This window comes from Salinibacterium sp., assembly GCF_031364185.1.
In the GTDB taxonomy this organism is placed as follows: domain Bacteria; phylum Actinomycetota; class Actinomycetes; order Actinomycetales; family Microbacteriaceae; genus Rhodoglobus.
The window spans coordinates 1-10,625 of record NZ_JANLVV010000149.1 but is presented as its reverse complement, the minus strand read 5'-3'; the positions used below and the strand labels follow the sequence as shown (position 1 = coordinate 10,625).

14 protein-coding genes and 1 pseudogene are annotated in these 10,625 nt (G+C 60.5%); 6 read left to right on the top strand and 9 right to left on the bottom strand.

Annotated features, from left to right (window positions below; translation table 11 throughout):
- The 5 genes and pseudogenes from RMN95_RS06730 to RMN95_RS06710 all read left to right on the top strand — a co-directional run.
- Positions 1-311: pseudogene (locus RMN95_RS06730) on the top strand (hypothetical protein); the annotation flags it as partial.
- A 76-nt stretch (positions 312-387) separates the two neighbouring features.
- On the top strand, positions 388-1,353 hold the full coding sequence (trxB, locus tag RMN95_RS06725) for a thioredoxin-disulfide reductase (protein WP_309616171.1): 966 nt from the start codon (positions 388-390) through the stop codon (positions 1,351-1,353).
- Between the two features lie 71 nt (positions 1,354-1,424).
- Positions 1,425-1,751: a thioredoxin gene (gene trxA, locus RMN95_RS06720; RefSeq protein WP_309616167.1), complete on the top strand. Its 327-nt coding sequence runs from the start codon at positions 1,425-1,427 to the stop codon at positions 1,749-1,751.
- Between the two features lie 96 nt (positions 1,752-1,847).
- Positions 1,848-3,152: a PLP-dependent aminotransferase family protein gene (locus tag RMN95_RS06715; protein WP_309616166.1), complete on the top strand. Its 1,305-nt coding sequence runs from the start codon at positions 1,848-1,850 to the stop codon at positions 3,150-3,152.
- Positions 3,152-4,102, top strand: coding sequence for a D-alanine--D-alanine ligase (locus tag RMN95_RS06710; RefSeq protein WP_309616165.1), 951 nt, complete (start codon positions 3,152-3,154; stop codon positions 4,100-4,102). Before RMN95_RS06715 ends, RMN95_RS06710 begins: the two co-directional genes overlap by 1 nt.
- 29 nt (positions 4,103-4,131) lie before the next feature.
- Here the strand turns inward: RMN95_RS06710 and RMN95_RS06705 are convergent, their stop codons facing one another.
- The 9 genes from RMN95_RS06705 to rpmH form a co-directional block, all read right to left on the bottom strand.
- A complete protein-coding gene (locus RMN95_RS06705; RefSeq protein ID WP_309616170.1) occupies positions 4,132-4,422 on the bottom strand; it encodes a GNAT family N-acetyltransferase in 291 nt (96 codons plus the stop codon).
- 67 nt (positions 4,423-4,489) lie between these two features.
- Positions 4,490-5,440: a ParB/RepB/Spo0J family partition protein gene (locus RMN95_RS06700; protein ID WP_309616164.1), complete on the bottom strand. Its 951-nt coding sequence runs from the start codon at positions 5,438-5,440 to the stop codon at positions 4,490-4,492.
- Entirely contained in the window at positions 5,440-6,357 is a 918-nt protein-coding gene (locus RMN95_RS06695) for a ParA family protein (protein ID WP_309616163.1), read from the bottom strand. Before RMN95_RS06695 ends, RMN95_RS06700 begins: the two co-directional genes overlap by 1 nt.
- Before the next feature lie 66 nt (positions 6,358-6,423).
- On the bottom strand, positions 6,424-7,068 hold the full coding sequence (rsmG, locus tag RMN95_RS06690; RefSeq protein WP_309616169.1) for a 16S rRNA (guanine(527)-N(7))-methyltransferase RsmG: 645 nt from the start codon (positions 7,066-7,068) through the stop codon (positions 6,424-6,426).
- Between the two features lie 95 nt (positions 7,069-7,163).
- Complete coding sequence (locus RMN95_RS06685) at positions 7,164-7,739, bottom strand: R3H domain-containing nucleic acid-binding protein (RefSeq protein ID WP_309616162.1); 576 nt, start codon at positions 7,737-7,739, stop codon at positions 7,164-7,166.
- Positions 7,736-8,731, bottom strand: a complete 996-nt coding sequence (gene yidC, locus RMN95_RS06680; protein WP_309616161.1) for a membrane protein insertase YidC — start codon at positions 8,729-8,731, stop codon at positions 7,736-7,738. Before yidC ends, RMN95_RS06685 begins: the two co-directional genes overlap by 4 nt.
- 8 nt (positions 8,732-8,739) lie before the next feature.
- Positions 8,740-9,042, bottom strand: coding sequence for a membrane protein insertion efficiency factor YidD (gene yidD / locus RMN95_RS06675; protein WP_309616168.1), 303 nt, complete (start codon positions 9,040-9,042; stop codon positions 8,740-8,742).
- Between the two features lie 20 nt (positions 9,043-9,062).
- The gene (rnpA, locus tag RMN95_RS06670) at positions 9,063-9,419 is read right to left on the bottom strand and encodes a ribonuclease P protein component (protein ID WP_309616160.1); all 357 of its coding nucleotides are present in this window, start codon (positions 9,417-9,419) and stop codon (positions 9,063-9,065) included.
- A 20-nt stretch (positions 9,420-9,439) separates the two neighbouring features.
- Positions 9,440-9,577, bottom strand: a complete 138-nt coding sequence (gene rpmH, locus RMN95_RS06665; protein ID WP_010204566.1) for a 50S ribosomal protein L34 — start codon at positions 9,575-9,577, stop codon at positions 9,440-9,442.
- Positions 9,578-9,878: 301 nt separating this feature from the next.
- On the opposite strand from rpmH, the gene RMN95_RS06660 reads away from it, so the two are divergent.
- The coding region (locus RMN95_RS06660) for a DnaA ATPase domain-containing protein (protein ID WP_309616159.1) at positions 9,879-10,625 on the top strand (747 nt) is incomplete at its 3' end.

The window sequence follows — 10,625 nt, the reverse complement described above, 5'->3', positions numbered from 1 at the left end:
CGATCCTCTCTGCTCTGGTGCTGCGGCGGCCGCTCGGCCACCTCGATACCAGGCGCGTCGCGGGCCAGGCGCTGTGGTTCGCTGCGGCGGTCGTTCCCGCCGGGGCGGTGGGGTGGGGCATCCTGCAGCTGCTGGGTGGCGTCGCGGCCGGCGCCTTCCCGATGGCAGACCGTTTCGGGGCCATCGTGTCGATGATCGTCGCCGGCCTCGGCATGGCCGTCGTGTATTTCGGTCTGCTGTGGCTGACTCGAAACCCCGAGCTGCGCGCCTTCGGGCAGCCGCTACTCGACCGGATCCGCCGCAGAAGCTAGCAGCCTCTCTCTCGGAATAGCCGATAGCGTGATGGTGTTGTAGCAGGCAGTGAACACCCTGAGGGAGATAGTCAACGTGCGCCAGATCATCATCATCGGCTCGGGCCCGGCCGGATACACCGCAGCGATCTATGCTGCTCGAGCCAACCTGAAGCCCCTGCTCATCGCGAGTTCGGTCGAGGCCGGCGGCGAGCTCATGAAGACCACCGAGGTGGAGAACTACCCGGGATTTGCTGACGGCATCCAGGGTCCAGACCTGATGATGGCCATGCAGGCACAGGCCGAACGATTCGGCACCGAGATCGTGCTTGATGACGTTACCAGGCTGGAACTGGACGGTGACGTTAAGCGCGTGACCCTCGGCAATGGCGACGTGCACGAGGCTCTTACCGTCATATTTGCGACAGGATCCGCCTACCGAAAGCTCGGCCTCGATGACGAAGAACGCCTGAGCGGCCACGGGGTCTCGTGGTGCGCGACCTGCGATGGATTCTTCTTCCGCCAGAAGACGATCGCCGTAGTTGGAGGCGGAGATTCCGCCATGGAGGAAGCCACGTTCCTGACACGTTTCGCCGACAAGGTGTATGTGATCCACCGCAAAGATTCGCTGCGGGCATCCAAAACCATGCAGGATCGAGCATCCAGTGACCCGAAGATTGAATTCCTCTTCAACAAGACGGTGGCGCACATTTATGGTGACGAGCTGGTGACCGGCATCGGCATGGTTGACACAGTGGATGGCACAGAGAGCACTCTCGACCTATCCGGCCTGTTCATCGCTATCGGTGCAGACCCCCGCACTCACCTGGTCCACGGACAGCTCGACCTCAACGCCGACGGAACCATCGCGGTGGACGGTCGCTCATCGCGCACGAACCTTGCCGGCGTGTTCGCCGCCGGTGATGTCATCGACCCGACCTACCGGCAGGCCGTGACTGCCGCCGGTTCCGGCACCGTTGCATCCCTCGACGCCGAGCACTACCTGGCAGGCCTCCCAAAAGAACGGCTGACCCTGACTGAACTTCAGCCAGCCATCGCCTGAAAACCAACCCATAGATCCAACCCACAGATCCAACCCAGACAACCAACCCAGACAACCCGTAAGGAACAATAATGTCAGCAGCACAGGACGTCACCGACGCTACCTTCGCCGATGTGGTGCTCAATTCGAGCGACACGATCATGGTCGATTTTTGGGCCGAATGGTGCGGCCCCTGCCGTGCCGTCTCCCCGATCCTCGACGCGATCGCCGCCGAGCACGCCGACAAGATCAAGATCGTCAAACTCAACGTTGACGATAACCCTCAGATGGCGATGAAATACCAGATCACCTCCATTCCGGCGATGAAGGTTTTTCGGGGTGGCGAGGTGGTGAAGACCGTCATCGGTGCCAAGCCGAAACCCGCTATCGAGGCCGACCTCGCTGAGTTCCTGGCGTAACAAAACGCCTGAGAATAGCCTCGTCCCCATCGTGGGCCGGGGCTTTTCTCTTTCGCAAAGATATCCTTGACTCTTCGCGACGGAAAAGGACAACGCATGACCAATGCGGGCAATAATCTCGACCGGTGGTACAGCCACTACGCCGACCGCACTGCTGGCCTCGCCGCCTCCGAGGTACGAGCCCTTTTTGCGGTGGCATCCCGGCCCGAGGTTGTCTCCCTCGCCGGCGGCATGCCGTTCGTTTCCGCCCTGCCTAAAGAGCTGATCAGCGGTGCTATTGATCGAGTCTTGGCCAATAGCGGTGCGGTGGCCCTGCAATACGGATCAGGGCAGGGGATGCCTGCACTCAGGCAGCACATCCTGGAGGTCATGGCGCTCGAGGGTATCCGTGCCGGCGTCGACGATATCGTCGTCACCACCGGCTCGCAGCATGCACTAGAGCTGGTCACCAAGCTGTTCATCAATCCCGGTGACGTGGTGCTTGCCGAAGCACCGAGCTACGTCACCGCGATCACTGTCTTCACGTCGTTCCAGGCCGATATCCAGCATGTGGAGATGGATGAACAAGGCCTGATCCCCCAGGCGCTCCGCGAGAGCATCGCGAGAGTAAAGGCTGCCGGCAAGACGATCAAGTTCCTCTACACGGTTCCCACGTTCAGCAACCCCACCGGCGTGACCCTCAGCTGGGAACGGAGGCTCGAGATCCTCGAGATCTGTCGAAGAAACGGGATCCTCGTGCTTGAAGACAACCCGTACGGCCTGCTGTATTTCGATGGCCAGCCACCCCATGCCATGCGATCAGTGGAAGAAGACGGCGTCATCTACCTCGGCACGTTCTCGAAGACTCTCGCGCCGGGATTCAGGGTGGGATGGGCGTTGGCGCCGCACGCGATCCGCGAGAAACTCATCCTCGCGAATGAAGCGGCCGTGCTGTCCCCCAGTTCCTTCACCCAGCACGTCATCAACGAGTACCTCAGCACTGCCGATTGGAGGGGGCAGATTGAGACGTTCCGTGACGTGTACCGAGAGCGACGTGATGCCATGCTCGCGGGGCTCGCGGATTACCTGCCCGACCTCAGCTGGACTACTCCGACGGGCGGATTCTATGTCTGGGTCACGCTGCCAGACAACATCGACGCCAAGTCGATGTTGCCGCGTGCCGTCAAGGAACTCGTCGCGTACACACCGGGGACGGCGTTCTATGCCGATGGCAGCGGCCGCAATAAGCTCCGCCTGGCCTTCTGTTACCCGACGCCGGACTTCATCCGGGAAGGAATTCGCAGGCTGTCCACGGTGATCAACGGGGAGCGAGAACTGCTGACCACGTTCTCGCAGACCGCTCCCCTGCCCGTCGTGCGCCCGGCCGCCTCGATGTCGAACCCTCCCGCGAATCTCGGCTGATGGCCTCCACGAAGGTGCTGGTCTTGGCCGGCGGGATCTCGCACGAGCGCGACGTGTCACTGCGATCCGGCCGGAGGGTCGCAGACAGTCTCGCCTCCCATGGGCTCGACGTCGAGTTAAGGGATCCGGATGCCACGTTGCTGGCATACCTCCGCGAAAGCCGTCCCGACGTCGTGTGGCCCGCCCTCCACGGCGCCGGCGGTGAGGACGGTGCTCTTCGTGGACTGCTCGACTTCATGGGCGTTCCCTTTGTCGGATCTCGGGCCGACGCCTCACGGCTCGCGTGGGACAAGCCCACGGCAAAAGCCATCGTCAGTCGTACCGGGGTCTCAACCCCCGCATCCATCGCCCTACCGCGGGACGCGTTCCGTGAACTCGGCGCCCACAGCATCCTCGAGGAGATCTCGGACGAGTTCTCGGGGCCGCTCGTCGTCAAGCCAGCCCAGGGCGGCTCCTCCCAGGGCGTGACAATCGTGGATGACCGTTCGTTGCTCCCTCGTGCCATGGTCGATGCGTACACCTACTGGGATGTAGCTCTCATCGAGCAGAAGATCACGGGCACCGAGATTGCCATCGGCATCATCGATAGCGGGGACGGACCGGTTGCCCTGCCCGCCGTAGAGATCGAACCACTGTCGGGCGTCTACAGCTTCGAGGCTAGATATAATGCTGGTGAGACCCGCTTTTACGTTCCAGCGCGAATCGCGGATTCTATCTCTCATAGGGCAGCGGAGACGGCCCTCGAGGCCCATCGCGCGCTTGGCCTCAGGCACCTGTCCCGCGTCGACATCATCGTGGACGGAGCGGGAACGCCATGGTTCCTGGAGGCCAACGTGCTCCCCGGCCTGACGGAGACATCGGTTCTCCCTCAGGCACTGGAAGCGGCCGGCCACGACTTGGGTTGGGTGTACTCAGCCCTCGCGGAGGCCGCGATTGCGGAATCCCGCTGACCCCCCCTCGCGTTGACGTGGTGCTGGGCTTACACCAGGTTGATCCCGAAGTAGACGCTGTTGGGGTCATCGGTGTAGCTCGCGAAGGGCGCGCACTCCGTGAATCCGAATCTGGAATAGAGCGACCGTGCCGCGGAAAAGTACTCTTCGGTACCCGTCTCGAGGCGTACCGCGCTGTAGCCTCGTGCCCTGGCCTCGTCAAGAATTCTCTCGAGCAGTAGGGTACCGACCCCGCGGCCGCGCGCGAGTGGTGTCGTGCGCATGGACTTCACTTCACCCTCGGAGTCCCCGAGGGCACTAAGGGCACCGCACCCGAGCAGAGCCAGGACATCGCTTCAGGTCGGGCTGTCGATGCCGACCCGGATGCGACCAGAGGACTCGCCTCCGCTAGCGGGCAAAGCCGTCCTGCCCCAGCTCCCCGAGAATGCGGTTGAGGTCACCTACCGTGGCAAAATCGATCACGATCTGACCTTTACTGGCACCGAGCGTCACTCTGACCCGGGTGTCGAGTCGATCTGCCAATCGCTCGGCAACTTCATCCAGCTGTCCCTGGCGTCGGCCAGCGACGGGCTTAGACTTGCTGGGCTTGAGTGAAAGCTGGCCCGCCGCGGCCTCAGCAGCCCGCACGGAGAGATCCTCGTTCACGATCTTGTCTGCAAGCTTCTCCATGGATGCGACATCCCCAGCGGAGAGGATCGCCCTCGCGTGCCCAGCACTGAGCACCCCGGAAGCGACCCGGTTCTGAACCGCCGTCGGGAGCCTGAGGAGCCTGAGCGTGTTCGTGATCTGCGGGCGGGAGCGGCCGATCCGAGTGGCGAGCTGGTCCTGGGTGATCCCGAAGTCAGCGAGCAGCTGCTGGTAGGCGGATGCCTCTTCCAGCGCGTTGAGGTTGGCACGATGGAGGTTCTCAAGCAGGGCGTCCCGAAGCATGTCTTCGTCTGCGGTGCTCTTGATGACGGCGGGGATGGTCGCCAGGCCAAGCGACTTGGTGGCGCGAAGCCGGCGCTCCCCCATGATCAGTTCGTACTGGGGTTCGCCCACTGCAGCGCCGACCCGTGGCCTGACCACGATGGGCTGGAGAACTCCAACCTCGCCAATGGAGACGATGAGTTCACCGAGCTCCTCTTCGCGGAATTCGGTGCGAGGCTGCTTCGCGTTGGGAACTATGTCGTCTGGCGATAGATTGGCCAGCTTCGCACCAGGCACAGCCAGTAAGCCCTGGACGGCGCTTGTTCCTCCGGGGAAAAAGACATCCACGGGGCGCCGGGTTGATTCGTCGTTCGCAGGGATCAGTGCACCGATCCCCCTGCCGAGACCCGTGCGTTTGGGCGCGGCCATTACTGAGGCGCCCCACGACGGGCGATTTCGCCGGCGGCTTCGAGATAGGAAAGGGATCCGGGTGAGTTTGCGTCGTAGCTGATCACAGTCTGTCCATAGCTTGGGGCCTCAGAAATTCGAACGGAACGGGGGATGAGCGTGTGAAGCACCTGGTCGGGGAAGTGATCGCGCACATCCTTTACCACCTGGTTCGCGAGATTGGTGCGCGAGTCGTACATCGTCAGAAGGATGGTAGACACGGCAAGATCGGGATTAAGGTGCCGCTCAATGAGTTGGATATTGCTGAGAAGCTGGCTGAGGCCCTCGAGGGCGTAGTACTCGCACTGGATCGGAATCAGCACCTCCTTGGCCGCGACGAATGCGTTGATGGTGAGCAGCCCCAGGGATGGTGGGCAGTCGACAAACACATAGTGGAAGAGTTCGGGGGAGCCGTTCAGGAATGTATCGAGGGCAGTGCGAAGTCTCTGCTCCCGAGCAACCAGCGACACAAGTTCAATCTCCGCCCCCGCGAGATGGATGGTAGCCGGCAGACAGTACAGGCCATCAAACTCCGGGCTCCTTTGCACTACGTCTGCCATCGGAACATCACCGATGATCACGTCGTAGACGCTCACTGTGTCTGCGCGGTGCTCCACCCCCAGCGCCGTTGACGCATTGCCCTGCGGGTCAAGGTCGATCACCAGCACCCGTGCGCCCTCGCGCGCGAGAGCCGCTGCGAGATTCACCGTAGTGGTGGTTTTACCGACCCCGCCTTTTTGATTTGCTACCGTGAATACGCGAGTCTCGTTTGGTAGGGGGAGGGTCTCGGCCGCTATGGCCTGACGCCTGCGGGTGTTCTCGGCGATCTCGCGGGCCAGAGGGGTCGTGTCATCGAAACTCCTCGTCGAACTCGCAAGGCTACCTTCGGGATGTTTCACGTGAAACCTTCTACTGGCTCGAGCCTGGTACACCCGCGTGGGCGATCGTCATGACGCTGATCGTGATCAATCCACTGTAGCCCGAAACACCCTCGTCAACTCCGGGGTCACTCCACCTCCCAACACGACCACCTCTACGGCCACGAGGTGGTGTTTACGGATCACGGGCTGTGCTGCCGCAACTTCATCGTCGACCCGCGCGCCCTTCATGAAGATCATTTCTCCACCGTGCCGGAGTAACTGAACACTGGCGGGGATAAGCTTTGTGAGCGCGGTGACGGCTCGGGCGGTGACCTGATCGAGCGGGGATCCCAGTTGGGCGTCCTCTGCCCTGGCGCGAACCACGGAGACGTTAGTAAGCCCCAATTCGGCCGCTTCGAATTGCAGCCAGTCCACCCGTCGCTCCATGGGTTCGATCAGAACGAGATGCACGTCTGGCCTGGCGATGGCCAGAACCAGTCCCGGCAGCCCGGCACCACTACCGATGTCTCCCACCCGCCCTGGACGTAGGAGCGGCGCAACCAATGCGCAATTTACGATGTGCCGTGACCATAGACGTGGGAGCTCAAGTGGACCAATCAGACCGAGTTCCTCGCCCCGACGACCGAGATCCTCTGTATATCGACGGGCTAAGTGAACACGATCGCCGAACAGCGCGGCGGCATGTTCGGGTTCGAGCTCGAGCTGATCGCTGTACGTATCCGGTGGCACCGGGGTCGCCTCCGTCGGGAAAGACTCCGCTACGCTGCCTGACACCGGCACGCTCTCATTCACGGACGACACGTACACCAATGTTTCACGTGAAACTATGACCGCGTGATCACGGTGTGACGATCGCGGCCTTCGCCCTCCGATTGCGAGATGAACCCACGCTCGGCGACGACATCATGGATGAGCTTTCGCTCGTAGGAGGACATCGCGGGCAAGGCGGCGGACTGCGCGCCGGCCTCAATCCGTTCCACTGCCTTATCGACCAAAAGAGCCAGCTCGGCTTCCCGAGTCTCCCGTGACCCACCGATATCAAGGATGAGCCTTGAGAACGCTCCGGTCTTAGTCTGCACGGCGATCCGAGTGAGTTCCTGTAGCGCCGTGACGGTGTCTGGTCGTGACAACAGTCGCAGATTCGTATCTTGGCTGGACGTAACCGAAAGGTACGCTCGCCCACCGCGCGCGTCGATTTCGATGTCACCATCCAGATCAGTGATGTCGAGTAGCTCCTCGATGTAGTCGGCCGCTATGTCGCCCTCCTCCTCGAGCTGGCTCGGAGACGAAGCCGCCACCGACTCGGTGGCACCATCGATTTCGGCAGCGCCGGAATCCAGCTGCGCGACCTCTGCGGGAGTTACTGGTTCAGCCTTGTCGACCTCGGTTACATCACTCATCGTTTATTGCTTCCACTCTTCTTCTTGGCACGATTCTTAGCGACGGGCTGCTGCCGCTGGACGTTCTTCACTTCTTCGACTGCTGTCGAGCCCGCTTCGTCTTCGATGATGACGATGCCCTTGCGTTGCTGCCGCTTCGCTAGGCGAGCTTCGCGGGCGAGGGCGGCCTCACTACCGGGTGTCGGCAGGTTTCTGATGACGAGAAACTGTTGGCCCATCGTCCAGAAGTTCGATACCAGCCAGTAGAACATCACGCCCAGCGGAAAAGTGAAACCCGAGAATGCAAAAACGAGCGGTAGCAGATACAGCAAAATGCGCTGTTGCTTGTACATCGGGCTTGCTTTCATCTCTGCCGACTGGTTCTTCGACATGATCTGGAGCTGAGTGATGAACTGCGAGCCGGTCATAAGAATGACCATGATGACCGCAATGATGATGACCGCGACATTGCCATTGGCGGTGCTAATCGCGAGGTGCAGTGGTGCGATATCGAAGAGCGAGGCTGCCCCAAAAGACTTTGATAGGTCGTCGTTCATCAACCCAACACCCGCGACATTGAGCCCGTCCCTGATGTTCTTTTCGTAGTTCTGCGCGTGGCTGAGAACCGAGAAAAGACTAAAGAAGATGGGCATCTGCAGCAAAAGGGGCAAGCAGGAACTCAGCGGGTTTGTGCCAGTTTTCTTGTACATGGCCATTGTCTCGCGAGACATGGCCTCACGCGAGAACTGGTCTTTCTTTCCCTTGTACTTGTCCTGGATCTTCTTGATTTGCGGGGCGACCTCAAGCATCCGGCGTTGGCTCTTGATTTGTTTGACGAAGATGGGAATCAGCGCGGCGCGAATAACAAGAACCAGCCCGACGATGGAGAGCACCCAGGTTAGGCCGGCGTCGGCGTCGAGACCGGCACCCTCAAGCACGGTGTGGAAGAACACGAGGATCGCCTCTACGACCCACTTGATGGGCCACAGGATGGTGTTGATAATGTCAGGCATGCTGCTGGTCAGCCCTTTCCCTGGCTTATGAAAAAATTATTGGTTGGCACGGCAAAACCAAAGCCGGTGATTGATACCCGCGCTGGTGTGCGGACGGGAACGTCGTCGACTCCACCGTCAGCCCACGGGTGACATCGGCCTATTCGCTTCGTCCCTAACCACATTCCACCGACCACACCATGATGCTGGATCGCCTGAAGTGCGTAATGCGAGCACGAGGGGTAGTACCTGCAGACGTTGCCGTACAGGGGAGAAATGATGGCCCGATACAGCCTAAGAATGACGACACACAAGTTTCGCGGAGCAAGCATGACGTACGACAGCGCGTGCTTCATCGCTTCATCACACCCCTGTTTATCGATTCAGTGAGCTCAGCCTGAAGAGTAGCCCAAGCAACCTCGGGAGAGCCTGGCAGTGCTCTAATGACGATATCCGTGCTGCCATTAAGGGTGGGAAGAACGGCTCGGCACGCCTCACGGAGTCGACGACGCACGGTGTTCCTGATCACCGCGTTACCGACAGCTTTGGTCACAATGAACCCACAGCGGCTGGGCCCGACACGGTCTGGGCCTATGGTGACACGGCTCAGAACATACACAACGACGTTGGGTGAGACCACCCGGCGCCCGCTTCGAACTACCATACGAAAGTCGGCCGGTTTCGTTACACGATTCGCTCGGGCGAGCACCGTCTGACGCTCGACTCTTGCTACGCGGAGAGCTCGGTGCGCCCCTTGCGACGACGAGCGCCCAGGATGGCACGGCCGGCGCGGGTGCGCATACGGAGGCGGAAGCCGTGCACCTTGGCGCGACGACGGTTATTTGGCTGAAAAGTTCTCTTGCTCATAGTGGTATCTCCAAAGCCCAGCTCTGAAGGCCGGAAAGATGTAGGCGCCCTCGCCGGTAACAGTGAAGGGCTGGAAGTCAACTGATTAAAACTACGGTGTTAATCAGTGGCGGTCAAACTTTATGCAGCTGATCCTGCATTATCCACATGTGAGTAACTGGGGTTGGTAACGACATGCTGTGGACAACTAAGGTGAAAGCCACCCGAATTACTTGGATTTCACTCGATTCGGTGGCGGCGTCGGATTGCCAGGGCCGTGGATAACCCTGTGAGTAGAAAACCAAAAAGGATGTGGGCGTTAATGTCGGAATCACCAGACCAGACCCGAGAGATCTGGCACTCGGTGTTGGCGCGACTCACCTCCGACGACAGGATCACACCCCAACTGCTTGGATTCATCAACCTCGTCGAACCCAAAGGGGTGATGGCGGGAACTCTCTACCTGGAAGTTCCCAACGAACTCACCCGCGGAATGCTCGAGCAGAGAATCCGCCTGCCTCTGCTCAACGCTATCGCGGGGCTTGGTGATGACGAGCAGGTGTCCAACTTCGCCATCGTGGTCAACCCCGACATCCAACAGGACATCCTCGAGCAATCGGCCGACCCAGCGGAACAGTCTTACATCGAACCGACCGTCGTTGCCCCGGTCGACCAGCCGAGACGGTCGGACTCACGACTGAACTCGAAGTACAGCTTTGACAACTTCGTCATCGGAGGCTCCAACAGATTTGCTCACGCCGCCGCTGTGGCGGTTGCTGAGGCTCCCGCGAAGGCGTACAACCCGCTTTTCATCTACGGTGAGTCCGGCCTCGGTAAGACTCACCTCCTGCACGCAATCGGCCACTACGCGGAAAGCCTCTACCCGGGCATCCGGGTCAGGTATGTCTCGAGCGAGGAATTCACCAATGACTTCATCAACTCGATTGCAAACAATAGAGCCTCGGTCTTCCAATCGCGATACCGCGAAATCGACATATTGCTCATTGATGATATCCAGTTCCTGCAGGGCAAGGACTCGACCCAGGAAGCCTTCTTCCACACCTTCAAT

Coding starts and splice junctions, on each gene's coding strand:
- trxA (WP_309616167.1), top strand. CDS start 1,425: ATGTCAGCAGCACAGGACGTCACCGACGCTACCTTCGCCGATGTGGTG.
- RMN95_RS06715 (WP_309616166.1), top strand. CDS start 1,848: ATGACCAATGCGGGCAATAATCTCGACCGGTGGTACAGCCACTACGCC.
- RMN95_RS06710 (WP_309616165.1), top strand. CDS start 3,152: ATGGCCTCCACGAAGGTGCTGGTCTTGGCCGGCGGGATCTCGCACGAG.
- RMN95_RS06700 (WP_309616164.1), bottom strand. CDS start 5,440: ATGGCCGCGCCCAAACGCACGGGTCTCGGCAGGGGGATCGGTGCACTG.
- RMN95_RS06685 (WP_309616162.1), bottom strand. CDS start 7,739: ATGAGTGATGTAACCGAGGTCGACAAGGCTGAACCAGTAACTCCCGCA.
- yidC (WP_309616161.1), bottom strand. CDS start 8,731: ATGCCTGACATTATCAACACCATCCTGTGGCCCATCAAGTGGGTCGTA.
- yidD (WP_309616168.1), bottom strand. CDS start 9,042: ATGCTTGCTCCGCGAAACTTGTGTGTCGTCATTCTTAGGCTGTATCGG.
- rpmH (WP_010204566.1), bottom strand. CDS start 9,577: ATGAGCAAGAGAACTTTTCAGCCAAATAACCGTCGTCGCGCCAAGGTG.